The sequence below is a fragment of the Bacillus bingmayongensis genome (genome assembly GCF_000299035.1).
In the GTDB taxonomy this organism is placed as follows: domain Bacteria; phylum Bacillota; class Bacilli; order Bacillales; family Bacillaceae_G; genus Bacillus_A; species Bacillus_A bingmayongensis.
Genome location: NZ_JH921518.1, coordinates 89,678 through 111,362, shown reverse-complemented (window position 1 = coordinate 111,362; position 21,685 = coordinate 89,678). Strand labels below are relative to the sequence as shown.

22 protein-coding genes are annotated in these 21,685 nt (G+C 34.6%); 17 read left to right on the top strand and 5 right to left on the bottom strand.

The annotated features are described in order from the left end of the window. Positions 1-134: 134 nt before the first annotated feature. Positions 135-1,607, top strand: coding sequence for a flavin monoamine oxidase family protein (locus tag Y7E_RS0115150; protein WP_017152116.1), 1,473 nt, complete (start codon positions 135-137; stop codon positions 1,605-1,607). A 145-nt stretch (positions 1,608-1,752) separates the two neighbouring features. Beyond that, the gene (locus tag Y7E_RS0115145) at positions 1,753-2,337 is read left to right on the top strand and encodes a GNAT family N-acetyltransferase (protein ID WP_017152115.1); all 585 of its coding nucleotides are present in this window, start codon (positions 1,753-1,755) and stop codon (positions 2,335-2,337) included. Positions 2,338-2,371: 34 nt separating this feature from the next. Here the strand turns inward: Y7E_RS0115145 and Y7E_RS0115140 are convergent, their stop codons facing one another. Then, positions 2,372-3,274 carry an aldo/keto reductase gene (locus Y7E_RS0115140; RefSeq protein WP_017152114.1) on the bottom strand — a complete coding sequence of 301 codons (903 nt, stop codon included), beginning with the start codon at positions 3,272-3,274 and terminating at the stop codon, positions 2,372-2,374. Positions 3,275-3,591: 317 nt separating this feature from the next. On the opposite strand from Y7E_RS0115140, the gene Y7E_RS0115135 reads away from it, so the two are divergent. After that, positions 3,592-4,551 carry a CobW family GTP-binding protein gene (locus Y7E_RS0115135; RefSeq protein ID WP_017152113.1) on the top strand — a complete coding sequence of 320 codons (960 nt, stop codon included), beginning with the start codon at positions 3,592-3,594 and terminating at the stop codon, positions 4,549-4,551. Here Y7E_RS0115135 and Y7E_RS0115130 read toward each other — a convergent pair. Beyond that, entirely contained in the window at positions 4,548-5,024 is a 477-nt protein-coding gene (locus Y7E_RS0115130) for a GNAT family N-acetyltransferase (protein WP_017152112.1), read from the bottom strand. The genes Y7E_RS0115135 and Y7E_RS0115130 overlap by 4 nt on opposite strands. A gap of 134 nt (positions 5,025-5,158) precedes the next feature. Further along, a complete protein-coding gene (locus Y7E_RS0115125; RefSeq protein ID WP_017152111.1) occupies positions 5,159-6,112 on the bottom strand; it encodes a metal ABC transporter substrate-binding protein in 954 nt (317 codons plus the stop codon). Between the two features lie 547 nt (positions 6,113-6,659). Here Y7E_RS0115125 and Y7E_RS0115115 point away from each other — a divergent pair. Continuing rightward, positions 6,660-7,319, top strand: coding sequence for an oxidoreductase (locus tag Y7E_RS0115115; RefSeq protein ID WP_017152109.1), 660 nt, complete (start codon positions 6,660-6,662; stop codon positions 7,317-7,319). A 41-nt stretch (positions 7,320-7,360) separates the two neighbouring features. Here Y7E_RS0115115 and namA read toward each other — a convergent pair whose 3' ends face one another. After that, positions 7,361-8,401: an NADPH dehydrogenase NamA gene (gene namA / locus Y7E_RS0115110; protein ID WP_017152108.1), complete on the bottom strand. Its 1,041-nt coding sequence runs from the start codon at positions 8,399-8,401 to the stop codon at positions 7,361-7,363. A gap of 132 nt (positions 8,402-8,533) precedes the next feature. On the opposite strand from namA, the gene Y7E_RS0115105 reads away from it, so the two are divergent. From Y7E_RS0115105 to Y7E_RS0115080, 6 genes are all read left to right on the top strand, one after another. Next, complete coding sequence (locus Y7E_RS0115105) at positions 8,534-8,986, top strand: methylated-DNA--[protein]-cysteine S-methyltransferase (protein ID WP_017152107.1); 453 nt, start codon at positions 8,534-8,536, stop codon at positions 8,984-8,986. A gap of 155 nt (positions 8,987-9,141) precedes the next feature. Continuing rightward, a complete protein-coding gene (locus Y7E_RS0115100) occupies positions 9,142-10,086 on the top strand; it encodes a DUF2628 domain-containing protein (RefSeq protein WP_017152106.1) in 945 nt (314 codons plus the stop codon). 146 nt (positions 10,087-10,232) lie between these two features. Beyond that, on the top strand, positions 10,233-11,894 hold the full coding sequence (locus Y7E_RS0115095) for a peptide ABC transporter substrate-binding protein (RefSeq protein WP_017152105.1): 1,662 nt from the start codon (positions 10,233-10,235) through the stop codon (positions 11,892-11,894). Between the two features lie 56 nt (positions 11,895-11,950). Beyond that, a complete protein-coding gene (gene fosB, locus Y7E_RS0115090; protein ID WP_017152104.1) occupies positions 11,951-12,367 on the top strand; it encodes a FosB/FosD family fosfomycin resistance bacillithiol transferase in 417 nt (138 codons plus the stop codon). Between the two features lie 19 nt (positions 12,368-12,386). After that, positions 12,387-12,932, top strand: a complete 546-nt coding sequence (locus Y7E_RS0115085; protein WP_017152103.1) for a short-chain dehydrogenase — start codon at positions 12,387-12,389, stop codon at positions 12,930-12,932. A gap of 11 nt (positions 12,933-12,943) precedes the next feature. Continuing rightward, positions 12,944-13,561 (top strand): phosphoserine phosphatase 1, encoded by a 618-nt coding sequence (locus Y7E_RS0115080; protein WP_017152102.1) that lies wholly within the window; start codon positions 12,944-12,946, stop codon positions 13,559-13,561. A gap of 59 nt (positions 13,562-13,620) precedes the next feature. Here the strand turns inward: Y7E_RS0115080 and Y7E_RS0115075 are convergent, their stop codons facing one another. Continuing rightward, positions 13,621-14,031 carry a CotG/ExsB N-terminal domain-containing protein gene (locus Y7E_RS0115075; RefSeq protein ID WP_017152101.1) on the bottom strand — a complete coding sequence of 137 codons (411 nt, stop codon included), beginning with the start codon at positions 14,029-14,031 and terminating at the stop codon, positions 13,621-13,623. A gap of 183 nt (positions 14,032-14,214) precedes the next feature. Between Y7E_RS0115075 and cotH the strand changes: the two genes are divergently transcribed. The 7 genes from cotH to Y7E_RS0115040 all read left to right on the top strand — a co-directional run bounded on the left by cotH (position 14,215) and on the right by Y7E_RS0115040 (position 21,627). Beyond that, positions 14,215-15,291 carry a spore coat protein CotH gene (gene cotH, locus Y7E_RS0115070; protein ID WP_017152100.1) on the top strand — a complete coding sequence of 359 codons (1,077 nt, stop codon included), beginning with the start codon at positions 14,215-14,217 and terminating at the stop codon, positions 15,289-15,291. Positions 15,292-15,684: 393 nt separating this feature from the next. Continuing rightward, positions 15,685-16,302, top strand: a complete 618-nt coding sequence (locus Y7E_RS0115065) for an NUDIX hydrolase (RefSeq protein ID WP_017152099.1) — start codon at positions 15,685-15,687, stop codon at positions 16,300-16,302. Positions 16,303-16,454: 152 nt separating this feature from the next. Beyond that, positions 16,455-17,057, top strand: coding sequence for an undecaprenyl phosphate transporter UptA (gene uptA / locus Y7E_RS0115060; RefSeq protein ID WP_017152098.1), 603 nt, complete (start codon positions 16,455-16,457; stop codon positions 17,055-17,057). A gap of 95 nt (positions 17,058-17,152) precedes the next feature. Continuing rightward, positions 17,153-18,532 (top strand): putative polysaccharide biosynthesis protein, encoded by a 1,380-nt coding sequence (locus tag Y7E_RS0115055; RefSeq protein WP_017152097.1) that lies wholly within the window; start codon positions 17,153-17,155, stop codon positions 18,530-18,532. Positions 18,533-18,716: 184 nt separating this feature from the next. Then, positions 18,717-19,658 (top strand): magnesium transporter CorA family protein, encoded by a 942-nt coding sequence (locus Y7E_RS0115050; RefSeq protein ID WP_017152096.1) that lies wholly within the window; start codon positions 18,717-18,719, stop codon positions 19,656-19,658. Positions 19,659-19,857: 199 nt separating this feature from the next. Beyond that, positions 19,858-20,754 carry a permease gene (locus Y7E_RS0115045; protein WP_017152095.1) on the top strand — a complete coding sequence of 299 codons (897 nt, stop codon included), beginning with the start codon at positions 19,858-19,860 and terminating at the stop codon, positions 20,752-20,754. 3 nt (positions 20,755-20,757) lie between these two features. Beyond that, positions 20,758-21,627, top strand: a complete 870-nt coding sequence (locus Y7E_RS0115040; protein ID WP_017152094.1) for a TIGR03943 family putative permease subunit — start codon at positions 20,758-20,760, stop codon at positions 21,625-21,627. Positions 21,628-21,685: the final 58 nt, after the last annotated feature.

The window sequence follows — 21,685 nt, the reverse complement described above, 5'->3', positions numbered from 1 at the left end:
AAGGAATATGAGATGAGAGCAAATCTCTGTGAATTATTAGTGAATATTCAGAAATGTAATGTGTTGTTCTACTATACTCGTGAATACAATTCAGAGAATCACTGTTTTGTATTTCAAAAGTAAGGGGTGGAATGATGCGAGTGCATACACAATCCCATGTCACAACGGATGAAATGATGGGAATTATTGATAAGGGATTACCAAAAACAGTAGCGCCAAAACAAATTATTATAATTGGTGCTGGAATGGCTGGCCTAGTATCAGCATCGTTACTTAAGAGTGCAGGACATCATGTGAAAATTTTAGAAGCAAATAATCGTGTAGGGGGCCGAATTGAGACTGTTAGAATGAAAGACACTGGATTATATTTAGATGTAGGAGCAATGCGTATTCCTTATATACATACATTAACGATGGCCTATATAAGAAAGTTTGATTTACAAGTGACTCCTTTTATTAATCGGAATGAAACGGATATTATTTATGTAAATGGCAGAAAAACAACGCTGCAACAATATGAGAAAAATCCAAGTATTTTAAGGTATCCAGTTGCAGTGAATGAAGTGGGAAAGACTTCTGAAGAGTTATTATTGTTAGCAGTGCAGCCAATTATTGATTTTATTAAAAGAAATCCAGATAAAAACTGGGGGATTGTTGAAAAAGACTTTGGAAAGTATTCAACAGCACAGTTTTTAAAGTATCACCCTTATCAATATAATACGTATTTTTCGCCAGTAACGATTGAGATGATTGGTGTGCTTTTAGATTTAGAAGGATTTTTAGAAAGGTCATTTGTTGAAACATTACGCTTTATATATATACTGCAGCAGGAAAGTGGTTTTTGCGAAATTAGTGGCGGCAATGATAAATTACCTAAATCTTTTTTACCTCAGTTAGAGGGAGATATTATTTATAATCAAAAATTAATGAAGCTTTATCAACATGATAAAGGTGTGACAGCATATTGCAGACATGAAGAGACTTTTGAATATAGCAGCATAACAGGTGATTTAGTTATTATTACAATTCCATTTTCCACAATGCGCTTTGTTGAAATTGATCCTTTTGATTCTGTATCACATGAAAAGTGGAGAGCGATCCGTGAATTACATTATATGGCGGCTACTAAAATAGGGATTCAGTTTAAAAGTCGCTTTTGGGAAGAGCAAGGGCAATTAGGTGGAAGGATCATAACGGATTTACCAATCCGTTATGCATATTATCCAAGTCATGGTATTGGGACTAAGGGACCAGCTATGATGCTTGGGAGCTATACATGGTCATACGATGCATTATTATGGGATGGATTATCAAAAGGGGATCGTATTTATTATACATTACAAAACTTAGCAACGATATTAGGTGGGCAAGTGTATGATGAATTTATGGCAGGTATATCAAAAAGTTGGACATTGGACCCGTATGCATTAGGAGGGTTTGCAATTTTTCAAGCAGGTCAAGAAACAGAGCTGCAACCAGCTATTGTAAAACCTGAGGGGAAAATATATTTTGCTGGAGATCATACGACGCTTTATCATGGATGGATACAAGGAGCAATTGAGTCTGGAATACGTACAGCGGTAGAAGTGAACCAATTGATTGTATGAGTAGTAGGAAAAGATTATGATGCCTATGAATTAGGAGAGGTATATGTAATTAGATTTGAAAATAATTTAAATTCAGAAAAAACTATTTACTGTGTAGTTTGAATTAAATATTATTATATATAAAAGAAAATAGGGAGTGTTTGTAATGAATCCATTATTACTTGATTTTCCTTCTGAGTTTTACACTGATAGACTTCTTATTCGCATGCCGAAACCAGGGGATGGAAAAGCTGTATATGAAGCGATTCGAGCATCAATAGAAGAATTAAAACCTTGGATGATTTTTGCCCAAAAAGAGCAAACGGAAGAAGAAGTAGAAGCGAGTATAAGAAGGTCACATATTCAATTTTTACAACGTGAAGATTTGAGATTACTAGTATTTTTAAAAGAAACCGGCGAATTTGTAGCTTCTGCTGGATTGCATCGTATTGATTGGGAGATACCGAGATTTGAAATTGGATATTGGATAGATTCGCGCTTTGGTGGAAAAGGTTATATGACAGAAGCGGCGAAAGGGATTATGGATTATGCTTTTACTGAGTTAAAGGCAAACAGGATAGAAATTCGCTGTGATTCACGAAATATAAAAAGTAGAGCGATACCTGAGAGGTTGGGCTTCAACTTAGAAGGGATTTTAGAAAGTAGTGGTGTAGCAGTAGATGGTAACGGATTAAGGGATACGTGTGTGTTTGCGATGACAAGAAACAGGTATGAAAAAGAAGAGCTGTAATGTATTAGCTCTTCTTTTTTTGATTGTTAGAAAATTATGGAACGGGATGTCCATTAGAACTTTCAAAGATGGTAAACCATTGCTGACGATCTAATGTAAGTTTTGTTGCAGCAATAGCTGCCTTCACGCGATCGAGTTTACCAGAGCCAACGATTGGCATCATTTTTGCTGGATGAGCAAGTAGCCATGTATACATGACAATATCGATGCCATCAACATTTAGTTCATTCGCAATCTTTTGTAAAGTTTCGCGTAAGCGTACAGCACGTTCATTTTGTCCTGTAAAGATTTTTCCACCAGCAAGAGGAGACCAAATCATAGGACTAATTCTTTTTTCTTGGCATAGGTCAATTGTACCTTTTTCAAAATGCTCAAGCTGCATTGCTGATACCTCAATTTGATTTGTAATAAGAGGGAAATCTAAATAAGAACTGAGCATGTTGAACTGAGATGGTAAAAAGTTCGATACACCAAAATGACGTACTTTTCCATCTTTCTTTAAACGTGTGAAAGCTTCTGCCACTTCATTTGGGTCCATAAATGGGTCAGGTCGATGAATGAGTAACAAATCAATATAATCAGTATGTAAGTTTTGCAGTGATTGCTCCACACTTTTCATGATATGTTCAGCGCTAGTATTATAATGAGCAATATAACGCTCTGGAAATTTTGGTGATGGGGGAGCGATTCCACATTTTGTGACAATTTGCATATTTTCACGTAAAGAACGCTGTAATTGTAATGCTTCCCCAAATAATGATTCACACGTATATCCTCCGTAAATATCGGCGTGATCAAAAGTTGTAATTCCCATATCCATACAAGATTCGACAAAAGAAAGTAATTCTTGTTTTGACATATTCCAATCTGCTAAACGCCAAAATCCTTGAATGATGCGAGAAAATTCAAGGTTATTAGCCATTTGAATTCGTTCCATTTTGAGTAGACCCCCTTGATGAATGATGATATTTTTGAAAAGGCTTTCTTATTCGGTACTATTATATAGTTATTAGACTGTACTTACAATGAATATATCTTTGTTGTAAAAACGATTTTATCCCGCTATTTGCGGGTAGTAAGCCCCCGCCTCAAGGGTAAGAGAAAGACGAGGAAGATAGGTGAGGGATAACTGTCCCTAAAAGCTCGATTCGTTCAATTAACTATCAGTGGGGCTGAAGAAATTCCACTTATGGAAGTTTCACTTTATCTGTATGGTATAATGTACGAAGATATAGCTATAAGGAGATGTACGAAATGATTCCAGTAACAATTTTAACTGGTTTTCTTGGATCCGGGAAAACAACATTATTAAATCGTATTTTATCAGAAGAACACGGAAAGAAATTAGCGGTTATTGTAAATGAAATAGGACAAATTGGCATCGATAATCAGTTAATTATGAATGTCGAAGAAGAAATTATGGAAATGACAAATGGCTGTTTATGCTGTACAGTGCGAGAAGATCTACTTGTTGCTTTAAAACAATTACTGGATGTAAAAGAAGAAGGGAAAATGGATTTTGATGGTTTAGTGATTGAAACGACAGGTCTTGCAAACCCAGGGCCGATTATTCAAACGTTCTTTTTAGATCCAGTTATTCAATCAGCATACAAAATTAATGGTGTTGTGACAGTGGTAGATAGCTATCATATACATAAACATTTTGAAAAAGGACTAGAAGCGAAAGAACAAATTGCCTTTGCTGATATGATTTTAGTAAATAAAGTAGATTTAATTGAGGAAGCAGAAAAGGAAAAACTTCTTACTGAGTTACAAGGGATTAATCCGATGGCAAAATTAATTCCAACGACAAATTGTGAAGTAGATATTCCTGCTTTATTAGAAATTCAAACGTTTAAAACCCGTGATACACTAGAGATTTACCCGCATAAAGAGCATCATCATTTAGAAGGTGTAAAATCATTTGTATTACGTGAAGAGCGTCCATTAGATTTGCAGAAGTTAAATGAGTGGATGTCAGCTGTTGTTCAAGAGTTAGGAGAGTATTTATATCGATATAAAGGAATTCTATCAATTGATGGAGTAGATCGCCGTATTGTTTTCCAAGGTGTTCATACACTATTTGCTGCTTCTTACGATAGAGAGTGGCAAGAGGGAGAAGAGCGCGTGAGTGAAGTGGTCTTTATCGGGAAAGACATTAATAAAGAATGGTTCCAAGAACATTTTAAAGAATGTGTAAAAAAAGCCTGCTAATTTAGCAGGCTTTTTCTTTCATCTATAAGTAATTCCATTACAACACCAACAACGGGTCCTTCATCGTCAATATCACCAGTTAAGTGAAAACCGAAAGACTCATATAGTCTCATTGCTGGTTTGTTTTCTGGATGAAGACTTAAATAAATTTTTTTACATTGAAATTTTTGTTGTAAATACTGGATGAGTAAGTGGAGAAAACGTTTCGCGTAGCCGTTTCCTTGAAAATGGTAATCAATCATAAAACGATCTAACCATACACTATCATCTTTTGCTGAATACCAACCGTACATTGCGTATCCAATAAGTGTTTCTCCATCATATAAACCTACTGACGTTCCATTTTCTTCATATAGAGATTCCGCTAAAGAAAATGTATTACTTTCAATGAATTGTTGCTGCTCCGTTGCTACGTCTAGAGCAGCGACTGAACGCCAATTATTTGCTGTTACTTCACAAATGTGAAGATTCATAGTTCCAACTCGCTTTCTGAAATGTTATAAAGCTAACACATGGATAATTTTACTTGTTATTTTGTGCAAGTCAAGTTGAAGCGTACGGAAAAAACAGCTGAATAGGATTCAGCTGTCTGATAGGAAATGTAAATTTAACTTGTAGCTTCTTTTAAAGCGTTCACGTTCTCTTCCATTAATGTAAAGTAATCTTTATTTTTCTTCGCATCATCTTCAGAAATAGTAGCCAGGTGATTCAACCGTAAAATTTTTGTTCCTGTTTCTTTTTGAATAACTTCTGCTACTTTTGGAGTAGAGAATGTTTCAAATAGAATATATTTCAAACCATGATCTTTTGCTGTTTTTGTAATGTTAGCAAGTTCTTTTTGTGACGGCTCATCAGAAGCAGAGATGCCAGCAACTGGTATTTGTTTTAAGCCATAGCGTTTTTCCCAGTATCCATATGCAGCGTGAGAAACTAAAATATCTTTCGTTTTTGCATCTGAAATAACAGATTTAAAATGATCATCTAAGTCAGTGAACTTTGTTTGCAGAGCAGCGAAGTTTTTCTCGAATTCTTTTTTATGATCTGGTTGCAATTCTACGAGTGCATCTTTAATTTTTTCAGCTTGCTTCATCGCAAGTGTAGGATCAAGCCATACGTGTGGGTCTTTGTCGTGATGGTGATGTTCTTCCTCTTTATGACCTTCCTCGTGCTCATGGTGTTCTTCTTCTGATGAAGCGATAAGATCGAAACCTTTAGAGGCATTAACAACTTTTACATTCTCTTTTTTTAATGTTTTTTCCATTTTTTCTGCAAAGGGTTCTAATTCTGCACCGTTATATACGAATAAATCTGCCTTTGCAACTTGTACCGTTTGTTTTTGACTTGGCTCATATGTATGAGAGTCAGCGCCAGGCGGATAAATTGTTTCAACATTTACATACTCACCACCGATTTTTTTAGCGAAATCAGCAAGTGGAAAAATGGTTGTATACACAGAGAGTTTTCCATCTTTTTTTGCCAATCCGTCTTTTTTGCCGGTACATCCAGCGAAAATTAATGTAAAAATAAGTATAAAAGAAAATACCATTAACCTTTTCTTCATGTCATTCTCCTCTTTTCTTTCTTTTCCAATTTTATTTTCTCCAAAAATAAGAGAAAAAATATCTTTTTATAGCAAAACGGAATAATTACGTTTTAAGTTGCGAACTTAGTATAATACATCTTTACGAAAGTTGCAATAAATAATAATCATTACGATTTGATTTTGTTATAAAGTTGTCAAAAAGGACAGTATTAATTTTTACGAATGTCGCATATGTGACAACACGTCTTTCATATATTGAGGTAGGGGGTATGAAAAGGGGATGAGAGGTTGGATTACTTAATGGAGGCAATCTTATTGATATTAGCGGTAGTTTTACCATTAACATGTGTTTTGATTTTCCTCAAGACATTAATTAGTAATCTAGGTGACTCTACAATAATTACAAAGCTACCGACAGAGAAAAAAAGAGAGAAGAGTAAGTAAAGCACTTGCATCACGCATAGTGCTTTACTTATGATAGAATAAGTAAAAGGAAACTCCTATAAATAGGATTTGTACTGCCTGGTTGGACGGTATAAAATTAGATAAAGAGGTATAAAGATAAATGAATAAAAGAACAGCCTTAGTACTCGGTGCAAGTGGTTTAGTTGGACAAGAAGTGACGCAGCTATTGCTTGACTCAGATTACTATGATTCGGTTATGGTTTTTGTCAGAAAACCACTGCAATGGGAACATGAAAAGTTACAGCAAAAACAAGTCGATTTTTCTACATTAGAAGAGTATAAAGAATTGTTTGCTGTTGATGATGTCTTTAGCTGTCTTGGGACAACAATTAAGAAAGCAAAAACGAAAGCGAATTTTAAAAAAGTAGACTATGAATATACATTACGAGCAGCTTGTTTAGCAGAAAAACAAGGTGTACAAAATTTTCTTGTTATTTCTTCTATGGGGGCCAATTCAAAATCACTTTTCTTTTATTCACAAGTAAAAGGGAAGATGGAGGAAGAACTTCAAAAGTTGGTGATTGGAGGGATTCATATATTTAGACCATCACTATTGCTTGGGGATCGAGAAGAATTTCGTTTTGGAGAAAGATTGGCTGAGAAGATATTTGGTGTTTTGCCATTTGTATTTAATGGTACTTTAAAAAAGTATAAGCCGATTACAGCCGAACAGGTTGCAAAAGGGATGTATTTAGCGGCACTACGCGAAGAATCTGGTGTCCATATTTATAATTCCACAGAGATTACAATGATGGAATAATGAGAACGAGAAGGGGGAGCCCTTCTCGTTTTTATGTCGTATTAGCGGCGAGTCGGGGCTATTTTACCATGAGCACGTTGATATTGACGTGGCTCTTGTAATTCAAATCCAAGTTCATTGGCTGCTGTTCTTGGAAAATATGGATTACGAAGTAACTCGCGACCAATAAAGATTAAGTCTGCTTCATTATTTGCTAAAATTTCTTCTGCTTGTATACCACTTGTAATTAGTCCTACTGCACCTGTCGCGATGTCCGCTTGTTCTTTTATATGATTTGCATATTTTACTTGATAGCTAGGGTAAACGTCGATTTGAGCAGGGACAACTGCACCAGAGCTGCAATCAATTACATCTACACCTTGTTCTTTCATCCATTTTGCAAATTGAACATAGTCATGTACTGTTAATCCTTCAGGATGATAGTCATTTGCAGAAATACGAACGAATAAAGGACCATTCCAAACTTCATTTACAGCATCAATGATTTCTCTTAAGAAACGATAACGATTTTCAGGTGATCCGCCATATTCATCAGTTCGGTTGTTTGATAATGGAGAAAGAAATTCGTTAATGAGATAGCCATGAGCCGCGTGGAGTTCAATAATATCGAAACCTGCTTGTTTGGAACGGTATGCAGCATCTTGAAAAGCGGAAATTGTCTTTTGGATTAGCTGTTTACTCATTTCTACTGGGATTTTCATTGTATCATTAAATGCAATAGCCGAGGGTGCTACAGCATCTGTATGTAAATCAGCTTTTCGTCCAGCATGTGCTAACTGAATAGCTGATTTTGCGCCATTTTCATGGATGAGTGACACCGTTTTTTGTAACCCTGGAATATGATCATTATTCCATATACCTAAATCTTTATTAGAAATACGTCCCTCAGGTACAACAGCTGTAGCTTCAAGCATAACAAGGCCTACTTGACCAGCTGCTCGAGATGCATAATGGATATGATGGAAATTTGTAACCTTTCCATCTTCGTTTTCTGAAGAGTACATACACATTGGTGACATAACAATACGATTTTTTAATGTAATGTCTTTAATCGTATAAGGTGAAAAAAGATGATAGTCCATAGTTATTCCCCCTTATTGCAGTTTCCTTTATTGTATCATCATCATTTTTGTTTCCATAATGAAACGCTTATTCTCGAAATTTTGTACATATATGTTACAATTACTGAAATGAATCAAATTGGGGGATAGGGCATGTACCGAGCTTATTATGAAAGTGAAATAGGTTTGCTTGAAATTACTGCAAATGATGAAGGGATTACTTCTGTTATTTTTGTGGAGGAACGGAAAGAAGAGAATAAAAGTCAAATTGTAGAACAGTGCCTCGCTGAATTAGATGAATATTTTAATCAAAAGAGAACTGAATTTACAGTACCACTGTCAGCAGTTGGAACGCCATTTCAAAAGAGTGTTTGGGATGCGCTTTATACAATCCCATATGGTGTGAGTGCTTCTTATTTAGATATTGCAGAAAAGGTTGATAACACAAAGGCAGTGCGTGCGATAGGCGGAGCGAATAGCCGCAATCCGATCTCTATTATTGTTCCATGTCATCGTGTAATTGGAAAAAGTGGTAAGTTAGTTGGCTATGCAGGTGGCCTATGGCGAAAAGAATGGTTATTGAAACATGAGGGAATTTTGAAATAATGATGAAACTCTTTGTTTTAATATGAATGGTTTAATCTGTTATTTATGAGGAGGTACCATCATATAAAAGTCTCTTTTTTCAAATAACTAAGTTTTTTAGTATGTGGGACAACAGAAGTATAAGTAGGGGATAAATCAAGGAAAGAGGGATTATTTTGCATTGTATAAATTGTGGGAATCCTTGTTCTGACGGTCAGTTTAATTGTGAAGCTTGTCAGCAAATTTTACATAATAGAACAAAAGAGGAGACCTCACCAATCGAAAAAAATATGGAACAATATGTGGGAGTGCACTATCCATATTATAAAAGAAAATGGGATAAAGAAAGGAAACGAATAGCAAGGTGGAGTTGGAATGGATGGGCTGCTATTTTCAATGCTGGATGGTTTGGTTATCGAAAGTATTACTTACCTGCTTGTTTATTTGTAATTTTATTAGTAGCTTGTGATGCATTTTCATATTATATGGGATTTAATGTAGCACTCCCAATTATTAATATGGTTCCGCTTACTTTTCTATTGCTCATTTTGATGATGATAGGAGTCGGGATTTTTGCTAATGGGTTATATTATCGATTTGCTGAGCGGAAAATATATCGGATAAAAGCAAGAGGAATAAAGAATGAAGCTGTTGAGGGGTATCTTATCCGTGATAGTGGTGGAACAAGCAAAATTGGAGCGGCTGTTGTTACAATTTTGACAGCTGCTAGTATATTTATGAGTCACTTTTTCTTTCCGACAGATCAAGATGTCATTCAAAAAGTACGAGCGAGTTCCCTTTATGAGTATCCTTTCTTTCCTATCGGAGAATCGTTTGAGCAGCATTTTCAGCAACCAAACTGGGGTTATTATCGCGGGGGAGATGGATTGGAATTAGTAGAATTTCATGGGTATAATCGTGGTATGACAAGACAGAAAATTGTCATTCAATTTGTTGTAGATTACAGGTTGCATGAAATTGAACCATATTCTTTTACAGTTAACGGTGAGCCACAAGATGAAGAAGAATTCTTAAAAATGATGGAAGATGTGTTTCGTACGCAAGATCTTTTTGAGTTAGATGATGGATTACACAAAGATGATAAAAAAGAAATGTTATAAGAAATGAATGTAAAAGCAGATGAAGTAGCTTTTACATTCATTTCTTTTTTATTTTAGGAAAGAAAAATATTTCAAATAATCAGAATGTTTTGTATAATACTATCATACATGCTTTATTGTATACATACAGATTGGGGGAAGGAAGAATGAAGAAAAAAGTTACAACACTTGCGGCACTTGCATTATCAACAAGTATGTTCGTTGCAGGTTGCGGAAATGGGGAGAAAGCATCGACAACGAAGAAAGAAACTGATAAGGGAATGGCCGATAAACAAGTGCTAAATTTACTAGAATCAGCAGAAATTCCTTCGATGGATACGTCAAAATCAACAGATTCTGTATCATTCCGAGTATTTGTAAATGCAATGGAAGGCTTATATCGATTAGATAAAGATAATAAACCGACTCCAGGTATGGCAAAAGATGTGAAGATTAGTGAAGACAAGAAAACATATACTTTTGAATTACGAGATGCAAAGTGGTCGAATGGTGAGCCAGTTCGTGCACAAGATTTTGTATATGGCTGGCAACGTGCACTTGATAAAGCAACAGCAGCCGAATATGCATTTATTTTATTTGATGTAAAAAATGCTCAAAAAGTTAATAAGGGAGAGTTACCACTTGATCAGCTAGGTGTAAAAGCAAAGGATGATAAAACACTAGTAGTAGAACTAGAACAACCAGCTCCCTATTTTCTTGATCTTACATCATTTCCAACGTTTTTCCCTTTAAATGAGAAGTTTGTAAAAGAACAAGGAGATAATTATGCATTAGAAGCTGATAAAATTTTATATAATGGACCGTTTACGTTAAGTGAATGGAAACATGAACAAAGCTATCAATTAAAGAAAAATCCAAATTATTGGGATAAAGATACTGTAAAACTAGAAGAAATTAATGTCAGTGTCGTAAAAGAAACGAGCACTGGTGTGAACTTGTATGATAGTGATCAAGCAGATCGCGTAATTTTAACTTCAGAGTTTGTTGATAAATATAAAAAGAGTAAGCCAGATGAATTCAAAACGAAACTAGATCCGCGTATGTATTTCTTACGTTTTAATCAACAAAATCCAACATTTAAAAATCAAAAAGTGCGTGAAGCGATTGATTTAGCTTATGATAAAAAAGGTATTGCAAATGTCATTTTAAATGATGGCTCATTACCAGCATATTTCTTAGTACCGGAAAAATTTACAACAGGTCCGGATGGAAAAGACTTCCGTACTGTAAATAAAAACTTCCGTGATAGTAAAGACAATGCGGAAAAAGCGAAAAAGTTATGGGAGGAAGCAAAAAAAGAATTGGGTCAAGATACAATTACGGTAGAATTACTAAATGATGATAATGGTAGCCGGAAAAAAGTTGGCGACTTTATTAAAGAAGAGCTTGAGAAAAATTTACCTGGAATTAAAGTGAATTTAAAACAACAACCATATAAACAAAAATTAGATTTAGAGAAGAAATTACAATATGAGTTTTCACTATCAGCATGGAGCCCAGATTATCCGGATCCAATGACATATATTGATATGTTTATTACAGGAAGTTCATTTAATGAAATGGCGTATTCAAACCCGAAATATGATGACTTAGTTGCTAAATCGAAAGGTGAGTTGTTAACAGATGATGCAGCGCGCTGGAAAGCCCTTGCAGAAGCTGAAAAAATCTTAATTGGAGAAGATGCTGCAATTTCACCGACTTATCAGCAAAGTACAGCATATTTAGAAAAACCATATGTAAAAGGAATTGCAAATCATACATTCGGTGGCGATTTTAGTTATAAATGGGCATATGTTACAAAAAAATAGTATAATAAAAGATGCGTGAATTTTTACGCATCTTTTATTAGTGAGGTGGACTAACATTGCTAAAGGGTATTAATCATATTTGTTTTTCTGTTTCAAATTTGGAAAAATCTATTCAATTTTATGAAACAGTATTAGAGGGGAAGTTATTAGTAAGAGGGAGAAAACTGGCGTATTTTGATATATGTGGAGTATGGGTAGCGCTCAATGAGGAAGTAGATATTGCAAGAAATGAGATTCATCAGTCTTATACACATCTTGCGTTTTCTGTTAAACAAGAGGACTTTGGTCGGCTATTACAGCGATTAGAGGAAAATAAAGTTCATATTTTACAAGGAAGGGAACGTGATGTAAGAGATTGTCAGTCTATATATTTTATTGATCCAGATGGACATAAGTTTGAATTTCATTCAGGTACATTACAGGATCGTTTAAATTATTATAGAGAAGCAAAGCCGCACATAAAATTTTATTAATAAACATAGGGGGGAGAGAATGCATGCACTGATTATTGGTGGTACGGGGATGTTGAAGAAAGTATCTGTTTGGCTTTGTAATCAAGGAGTTCATGTTTCTATTATTGGACGAAATAGAAATAGATTAGAAGATGTGAAACAGGCATGTCATTATCCAAGAAGTGTCACATGTATCTCTCTTGACTATCATGACAGCAAAGCTCTACAAGAAGCTATAAGGGAATCTATTAAGCAAAATGGACCTATCACATTAGTAGTAGCTTGGATACATACAACTGCTAAAAAGGCGTTGCAAGTAATTTGGGAAGAAATTGAATTACACTCTAAGGCGTATCGCTTATTTCATGTGTTAGGGAGTAGTGCTTCTCGATTGGAACGTCAAAACATAGGAAGTTCCTTATGTAATTATCATAGAATTTTATTAGGATTTGTTTTACAAGGTGAATATTCAAGATGGTTGACTCATGAAGAGATTGCTAAAGGGGTTATTGCAGGAATTCAAAATAAAAAAAGTGAATGGATTGTAGGAACATTGGAGCCATGGGAATTACGGCCAGGATGGTAAGGGGGATAAAAATGAAAACAACATTATATGTAACACGTCATGGAGAAACGGAATGGAATGTAGCAAAGCGTATGCAAGGAAGAAGGAACTCGAATTTAACTGAAACAGGCATGTTACAAGCGAAGCAGCTAGGGGTACATATAAAGGATATACCACTTCATGCGATATATAGTAGTCCAAGCGGAAGAACAATGCATACGGCAGAATTAATAAAAGGGGAGCGGAATATTCCAATTATAGCTGATAAGCACTTCTATGAGATTAATATGGGAACCTGGGAAGGGCAAATGCTTGCAGATTTGGAAGTGCAGTTTCCAGAGGAAGTACATACGTTTTGGAATGAACCACATCGTTTTTGTTCGACATCAGGCGAAAATTTTTTTGATGTGCATAGTCGGGTGATGGCAGGAGTAAACCTTCTTTTAGAAAAACATAAAGGAGAAAGTATTTTAATTGTATCACACGCAGCGGCAGCAAAATTACTTGTGGGGCACTTTGCTGGTCTATCTGTTGAAAAAGTGTGGGATGATCCATTTATGCATAGCGCGAGCTTAAGTATCATTGAATTTGAAGGAAAAAAAGCTAGTGTTAAACAGTTTGCCGATATAAGTCATTTTCAGCAAGTATAAAAAAGACCGCAAGAGAGCGGTCTTTTTTACGTTCACTGTTAACAAAAAGGTATAAAGAATTAATAATTACGTTTTTTATACCAAAAGTGATCGAATTTTTTCTTCTTTTTACAGAATGAATGTTTGTGATGATTGCAATCATGGCATCTTGAATGCGAATCATCATCACATGATGAATGTTCGTGGTGATCACAATCACAATCATGATCCCTATAGAATACACTTTTTTTACAGAATGATCGTTTAGTCCAGTAAAATTTCTTTTCAAAACGAACGCATTTCGTAATGAGTTTACATTTTTTTACACGTGTAACTTTTGTGACAAATGTCCATTTTTTTACATGAGTACATTTTGTTTTTGGACATCCACAATCTTCGTCATGATCAAAAGTACTTGGATCTTGATGTAAAAACTCCTCCATCCCTGCACTTTTGATTTCTTCAACGGCTTTTCGAATATCACGTTTCATAGAAATCCTCCTTATCGCTAACTAAAATGAAAAAGTAGCCTTTTACATTAATCATGATATGAAAGTGTTTATCACTCTGTATGAGACAAGAGTTTAATTTTCATAGAAAATAGATATATAGCGGATGTATGGACAAAATCATGAGCATACATTGAATGAAGAGAAAAAGAAGGAGGGGAGAACATGTTGCCTTCTTATGATTTTTTTATTCATCCGATGTATCTTGTCGAATTAAAGAAAGACATTTGGTCTGACAGTCCAGTACCTGCTAAATTAACATATGGGAAAAGAAAATATGATATTGACATTGTATACCGCGGAGCGCATATTCGAGAGTTCGATAAAAAATCATATCATGTTATGTTCTATAAGCCGAAACAATTTCAAGGAGTGAAAGAGTTTCATTTGAATTCTGAGTTTAAGGATCCGTCACTTATAAGAAATAAATTATCACTTGACTTCTTTAGCGATATTGGTGTGCTCTCGCCAAAATCTCAGCATGTTTTTATCAAAATCAATGGTCAAATTCAAGGGGTATATTTACAATTAGAATCTGTTGATGAAAACTTTTTGAAAAGTCGTAAATTACCGAGTGGCTCAATTTATTATGCAATTGATGATGATGCAAATTTTTCTTTAATAAGTGAGCGTGAGAAGGAGGTTAAAACAAATCTATCTGCAGGCTATGAGTTTAAATGTGCAAATGAACATAGTGAGGAACAGCTTAGTGAATTCGTTTATCAGGCAAATGTACTATCACGAGAAAAATATGAAAAAGAAATTGTAAATTATCTTGACGTTGAAAAATATTTGCTGTGGCTAGCAGGTGTTATTTTGACTCAAAACTTTGATGGATTTGTTCATAACTATGCATTGTATCATAATGATGAAACGGGTTTATTTGAAGTAATACCATGGGATTATGATGCTACATGGGGGCGTGATGTAGAGGGGAGGCCACTTAACCATGAGTACATTCGAATTCAAGGATATAATACGTTGAGCGCCAGAATTCTTGATATACCGATATTTCGAAAACAATACCGTAATATTCTTGAAGAAATTTTGGAAGAAAAATTCACAGTTTCTTTTATAAAGCCGAAAGTAGAGGGGATGTGTGAAGCGATTCGGCCATACCTTATACAAGATCCCTATATGGAAGATAAAATAGATATTTTTGATCAAGAAGCAGAGTTTATTTTTCAATATATAACCAATCGGCGTCAATATATATATGAACATTTACATGAGTTGTCATAAAGAGAAACTTTAATCAGTGCGGGCTTCATCCCCGCAAATAGCAGGATAAAACAAGAAAGAGGTTGATATATTGTCAATCTCTTTTTTATGTATAGAAATCAAAATTTAAAAACCGACATAAACCCATTCTTTTTAGGCGGGGGAGAGCATCCGGCCATGCATAGAAGCGGTCAAATCCTCTTTCTGCCCCATGGGAACGAGTGCAAGTCACCTTTTTTCTTTGTAGCAGCAACTTATATGTCGAAAAATTAAAAAGGATTTATCTCTTTCATTATAAAAAATAATAGGCTTCTATAAAAACATTTGATTTCTTTTAAAATTTGTGTGAATAGGATACTATTTGTATAGGTGAGGTAAATTGAAACATTACACTATTTATAGGATGGTGAGAATATGGAAGTGAAATGGATCGAGTGGGTAAAACAAATACAAGCCATCGCTCAGGCTGGATTAACGTATTCAAAAGATGTGTATGATATTGAACGTTTCGAGCAATTACGTGATCTTTCAGTTACTATGATGTCTCATTATACGAAGACAGATTGGGAAGTGGTAAAGAAATTATTTGCTAATGAAACAGGTTATCAAACACCAAAAGTAGATATTCGGGCTGTTGTGCACCAGGATGACAAATTATTATTTGTGAAAGAAAAAAGCGATGGAAAATGGGCTCTACCAGGGGGCTGGGCAGATGTTGGGTATACGCCAACAGAAGTGGCGGCAAAGGAAGTAAGGGAAGAAACGGGTTATAAAGTTGACCATTTTCGATTATTAGCAGTATTCGATAAAGAGAAACATCATTCATCCCCATCAATAGTGCATGTATATAAAATATTTATTGGCTGTGAAATTGTTGGAGGAGAAAAACAAACAAGTATTGAAACAGAGGAAGTAAAATTTTTTGGTGAAAAGGAAATTCCAGAGTTATCGACTGCTAGAAATACAGAGTGGCAAATTAGAGAGATGTTTGCTTATATGAAAGATAGGAATAGAAGAGCCTTACTTGATTAAGAAAAGTGTATAAATCTCTTTTTCTTTCCATTCATGCTTGGTATATTTATAATGAAGTGTACATATTTTGGGTAGAGAATGCGGAATATATTGGCATGCATAAATATTTGTGGGATAATAGAGGGGTATGTGAGCAGAAAAGGAGATAGAAAATGTTAGCGAATTTAATAGAGCAGTTATTACAATTTTTCGCAAGTCTAGGATACTTTGGAGTTGCCTTAGGGTTAATGATTGAAATCATTCCGAGTGAGATTGTTCTCTCTTATGCTGGATTTTTAGTTGCAGACGGTAAAATCAGTTTTGTTGGAGCGGTAATTGCTGGTACAATCGGTGGTACTTTGGCGCAAATCTTTTTATATTGGCTAGGATATTACGGGGGACGTCCTGTAGTTGAAAAATATGGTAAATATTTATTGATTAACAAGCATCATTTAGATGTGGCGGAAGGCTGGTTTAATCGATATGGGGCGGGAGTAATCTTCTCAGCACGCTTTATACCAGTTGTGCGTCATGCAATTTCGATTCCAGCAGGATTAGCGAAAATGCCTTTGAAAGATTTTACGCTATACACAGTAATCGCAATTATCCCATGGTCGATTTTGTTTATTTATTTAGGAGAAAAACTAGGTGGGAATTGGCGTCATATTAAAGAATATGCAGCTGACTATACACATTACATAATTATTGCGGCAGTGTTCTTTATTGCTCTTTATTTCGGTTTAAAGATATTGAAAAAAAGAAAAGCAGCTCGTTAAAGTCAATGATTTCATTGGCTTTTTTTATATTTTTCAGTTCTAAAATAAAGAAGTTGTCCATAATGTGTAATAATAAAGCGTAGCGGGGGAATGAAATGAAAGGATCACCGTTTTTACGTGGAACACTATTTTTAACAATGGCAACGATGATATCTAAAATGCTCGGATTTATATATGTTATTCCATTTACAGCAATGGTTGGTACTGGAGGATACGTATTATATACGTATGCATATCGACCATATACAATTATGCTAAGCATTGCAACTATGGGATTACCACTAGCTGTTTCAAAAATGGTCTCGAAATATGATCAGTTAAATGACTATCATACAGTAAAACGGGTATTGAAAAGTGGAATATTTTTTATGATTTTTATGGGAGTAGTTTCATTTCTAGTTCTTTATATGTCAGCTCCATATCTTGCAAGGCTAGTGATTGATGGAAGTGATCAAACTGGTAATAGTATGACTGCTGTTACCTATAACATTCAAATTGTTAGTTTTGCATTATTGATTGTACCGGTGATGAGTCTATTACGTGGTTTTTTTCAAGGATTTCAGTCTATGGGACCCTCGGCATCTAGTGTAGTTGTGGAACAGTTTTTTCGTGTGTTAACAATTTTAATAGGAAGCTTTGTTGTTTTGCATATTTTGAAAGCATCTGTTTCGTTAGCTGTTGGAGTTTCAACTTTTGGTGCATTTATGGGGGCGGTAGCTGGATTAACTGTTTTGATTGGATTTTATATGAGAAGGCGGAAATACTTAAAACGGAAAGAAATTGCCAGTATCCCACAGACAACGAAGTCTTTTTTCGCTTTATACAAAGAGTTATTTACGTATTCAATTCCATTTGTTGCGGTCGGATTAGCGATTCCGTTGTATCAAACAATTGATACATTTACAATTAATAAACTTTTAATAGAGATAGGTTACGTACAAATCGAAGCAGAAAAAATAAATGCGATAATTGGGCTTGTTCAAATGGTTGTACTTATCCCAGTTTCGGTTGCAACAGCTTTTAGTATGTCTCTCGTTCCTGAGATGACGAAAGCTTACACAGCTGGAAATGTACAATTATTATATAAGCATTTCACGAAAACGAATTTACTTGTTGTAGCGATTACAATTCCGGCAGCAATTGGAATGATGATATTAGCTAAACCTATATATACTTTTTTATTTGGAGTAGGAAATGATCCGAGTTTAGGAAGTGTTATTTTACAGTATTATGCACCGGCATGTATATTATTTTCATTGTTTACAGTTACTGCTGCGATGTTACAAGGGATCGATCAGCAACAAAAGACAGTTCTAGGTTTAACTTTAGGAATTATAATAAAAGTCGTACTAAATATTGTATTATTACCGTATTTTGACTACACCAGTTTTATTATCTCAACATATGCAGGCTACAGCGTTTCGGTTTCATTTAACTTGTGGATGCTTTCTAAATATGTTATAAAGGCAACATGAGCTTTTGAAAAGACAGAGCAGTCTCTGTCTTTTTCTATTTTGAAAGAAATTATGAAGAAAAGCGTTTTCAAAATAATTTTCTATTGAAATTTGAACGTTTGTTTCATATGCTGAAAATGGCGGTTCAAAAACTGTTGTTTAAGTGAGGTAGATTCCCACATGTAAAAAGAATCGGGGTGATAGTATGTTAAATATTTATTTAACAGACCGAAACGGAAAACTACAAGAAATAGAGGAAATTGAAAAAGGTTGTTGGATTAATGTACTCCATCCGACAGAAGAGGAAATTCAATTTTTAGTGCAAACATTGAATGTAGAATTAGATTTCATTAAGGATCCATTGGATGATGAAGAGCGATCTCGTATTGAAAAAGAAGATGATAATGCACTAATTATCGTTGATATTCCAACAGTGAGGCATGATGAAGAAGGAAACTCAATATATGACACGATTCCAATTGGTATGATTGTAATGCCGGAATGTTTCGTTACAATCTGTTTGGAAGAAAATCCAATTTTTGAGCGGTTTATTAATCAACGTATTAAAGAATTTTATACGTTTAAAAAGACACGTTTTGCTTTGCAGCTCTTATATACGATTTCTACTTATTATTTACGATACTTAAAACAAATTAACAGAAAAACAATTGACTTGGAGCATGAACTAAATAAGTCGATGAAGAATAAAGAAATCTTTACATTACTAGGTCTTGAAAAAAGTTTAGTGTATTTTACAACATCTTTAAAAGCAAACAAAATCGTTATTCAAAAGTTAATGCGCAATAATACGTTTATTAAAATGTATGAAGATGATCAAGATTTACTAGAAGATGTATTAATTGAAAATAAACAGGCCATCGAAATGGCTGAAATATATAGTAATATTTTAAGTGGTATGATGAATACATTTAGTTCGGTTATTTCAAATAACTTAAATAGTGTCATGAAACTGTTGACTTCTATTACCATTATTTTATCATTACCGACAATGGTTTCGAGCTTTTTTGGAATGAACGTAGAAATTCCTCTTGGTAATAATCCACATGGTTTTATAATTGTAATGATTATATGTGCAACATTATCTTGCACTTTAGCATTTATTTTTTGGAAAAAACGTTATTTTTAAAGATTGAAAAAGCTGCTCTAGCATAGTTATGAAACTACGCTAGAGCAGCTTTTTTGCTTATAGTAAAGGCTTTTTAATATATGGAATATGATTGCTAACAAGTATAATATTATTATTTTCAAATTATATAAGACTTGTTAAAATTGCTATTTGGCGTTAAAATTACACATTGTTAATGAAAAGATGGAGGAAATACATCATGGAATTGTTTCAGTTACCGAAAGCATTCCTGCAAATGAATACAATATTTATCTCAATCTTAATTGAAGCACTACCATTTGTGCTAATTGGTGTATTTATTTCAGGATTCATTCAAATGTTTGTGACAGAAGATATGGTGGCAAAATGGATGCCGAAAAATCGATTTCTTTCTGTATTGTTAGCTACTTTTCTTGGAATGATGTTTCCAGGTTGTGAGTGTGGAATCGTTCCAATTGTAAGGCGGTTAATTGGGAAAGGTGTCCCGCCGTATGCTGGAATTGCATTTATGTTAACGGGGCCAATTATTAACCCAGTCGTATTATTTGCAACGTATGTAGCGTTTGGAAGTAGTATGCATATGGTATGGTATCGCTCAATTGTGGCAATTATTGTCGCGATTATTGTTGGACTGATATTATCATTTATGTTTAAAGATCATCAACTACGTAATGACCATTTTCCGGAAGTGGACCATAAGCGTCCGTTACGTAAAAAAATGTGGGATGTTTGTACACATGCGGTTGAAGAGTTTTTCTCAATGGGAAAATACTTAGTTATGGGAGCGTTAATTGCTGCTGCTGTTCAAACGTTTGTACAAACTTCAACACTACTTGCTATAGGTCAAGGGCCGTTTTCTTCATCAGCTGTTATGATGGGACTTGCTTTTATTTTATCGCTATGTTCAGAAGCGGATGCCTTTATTGCTTCCTCGTTCCAAAGTACGTTTTCAACAGCGTCACTTGTCGCGTTCCTCGTATATGGACCGATGGTGGATATTAAAAATATGTTTATGATGCTTGCGACATTTAAAACAAGATTTGTAATTGTTGTGACTGTTACTGTTACACTCGTTGTTTATGCAAGCTCACTACTCATTTATGCGATGGGGTGGTAGGTTATGTTTCGAGCGTATATTTTACTTGGTTTTACAATTTTAATAGCACAGCTTCATATTTCTGGAAATATAACGAAATATATTAATATGAAGTACGCGTATTTATCAACAACTGCTGCAATTATTTTAGGATTTTTAACGATTGTTCAAATCATTATTGTGTTTCAAAAAGAACACGGGAAGAAAGCAGAAGAACATGCTTGTGGCTGTGACCATAACCACTGTGGACATGATCATTCAAAAGATGAAAATACATGGTGGAAACGCACTTTTGCTTATACCTTATTTTGTTTCCCTATTATTACAGGGTTATTCTTTCCAATTGCGACATTAGATTCGGATATTGTAAAAGCGAAAGGGTTTCATTTTCCAGTTTCGCAGCCAGATAGTCAAGATCCATTTATGAGAAGACAATTTCTAAGGCCGGATACGAGCATTTATTATGCGAAAGAAGGATATAGAGATGTAATGGAGAAAGGGAAAAAACAATTTGTAAATAAAGATAAGATAGCTTTAAATGATGAGAACTTCTTAAAAGGAATGGAAACAATCTACAATTATCCTGGAGAATTTACAGGGAAGAAACTTTCTTTTAAAGGATTTGTCTTCCGCGATGATTCTGCAAAGAAAGAGCAATATTTCTTATTCCGCTTTGGTATTATTCATTGCGTAGCGGATTCAGGTGTATATGGTATGCTGGTGAAAAAACCAGAGGGAGTAGAGTGGAAGAATGATGATTGGATTGAAGTGGAAGGTGAAGTTTCAACGGAATTTTATCAACCATTCCACGCAAATATTCCTGTTTTAGAAATAACAAAATGGAATAAAGTTGAACAGCCGAAAGAACAATATGTATTTAGAGGAGCCGATTGATTATAATCGGTTCTTTTTTATAGACGTAAAGTTCTAAAAATTGTTAATATATAATATA

Coding starts and splice junctions, on each gene's coding strand:
- namA (WP_017152108.1), bottom strand. CDS start 8,401: ATGGACTATCATCTTTTTTCACCTTATACGATTAAAGACATTACATTA.
- Y7E_RS0115040 (WP_017152094.1), top strand. CDS start 20,758: ATGTTTCGAGCGTATATTTTACTTGGTTTTACAATTTTAATAGCACAG.
- Y7E_RS0115130 (WP_017152112.1), bottom strand. CDS start 5,024: ATGAATCTTCACATTTGTGAAGTAACAGCAAATAATTGGCGTTCAGTC.
- Y7E_RS0115050 (WP_017152096.1), top strand. CDS start 18,717: ATGTTAAATATTTATTTAACAGACCGAAACGGAAAACTACAAGAAATA.
- Y7E_RS0115095 (WP_017152105.1), top strand. CDS start 10,233: ATGAAGAAAAAAGTTACAACACTTGCGGCACTTGCATTATCAACAAGT.
- Y7E_RS0115105 (WP_017152107.1), top strand. CDS start 8,534: ATGTACCGAGCTTATTATGAAAGTGAAATAGGTTTGCTTGAAATTACT.
- cotH (WP_017152100.1), top strand. CDS start 14,215: ATGTTGCCTTCTTATGATTTTTTTATTCATCCGATGTATCTTGTCGAA.
- Y7E_RS0115045 (WP_017152095.1), top strand. CDS start 19,858: ATGGAATTGTTTCAGTTACCGAAAGCATTCCTGCAAATGAATACAATA.
- Y7E_RS0115125 (WP_017152111.1), bottom strand. CDS start 6,112: ATGAAGAAAAGGTTAATGGTATTTTCTTTTATACTTATTTTTACATTA.
- Y7E_RS0115115 (WP_017152109.1), top strand. CDS start 6,660: ATGAATAAAAGAACAGCCTTAGTACTCGGTGCAAGTGGTTTAGTTGGA.
- Y7E_RS0115150 (WP_017152116.1), top strand. CDS start 135: ATGCGAGTGCATACACAATCCCATGTCACAACGGATGAAATGATGGGA.
- Y7E_RS0115140 (WP_017152114.1), bottom strand. CDS start 3,274: ATGGAACGAATTCAAATGGCTAATAACCTTGAATTTTCTCGCATCATT.
- Y7E_RS0115055 (WP_017152097.1), top strand. CDS start 17,153: ATGAAAGGATCACCGTTTTTACGTGGAACACTATTTTTAACAATGGCA.
- Y7E_RS0115085 (WP_017152103.1), top strand. CDS start 12,387: ATGCATGCACTGATTATTGGTGGTACGGGGATGTTGAAGAAAGTATCT.
- Y7E_RS0115075 (WP_017152101.1), bottom strand. CDS start 14,031: ATGAAACGTGATATTCGAAAAGCCGTTGAAGAAATCAAAAGTGCAGGG.
- uptA (WP_017152098.1), top strand. CDS start 16,455: ATGTTAGCGAATTTAATAGAGCAGTTATTACAATTTTTCGCAAGTCTA.
- Y7E_RS0115145 (WP_017152115.1), top strand. CDS start 1,753: ATGAATCCATTATTACTTGATTTTCCTTCTGAGTTTTACACTGATAGA.
- Y7E_RS0115135 (WP_017152113.1), top strand. CDS start 3,592: ATGATTCCAGTAACAATTTTAACTGGTTTTCTTGGATCCGGGAAAACA.
- Y7E_RS0115065 (WP_017152099.1), top strand. CDS start 15,685: ATGGAAGTGAAATGGATCGAGTGGGTAAAACAAATACAAGCCATCGCT.
- Y7E_RS0115080 (WP_017152102.1), top strand. CDS start 12,944: ATGAAAACAACATTATATGTAACACGTCATGGAGAAACGGAATGGAAT.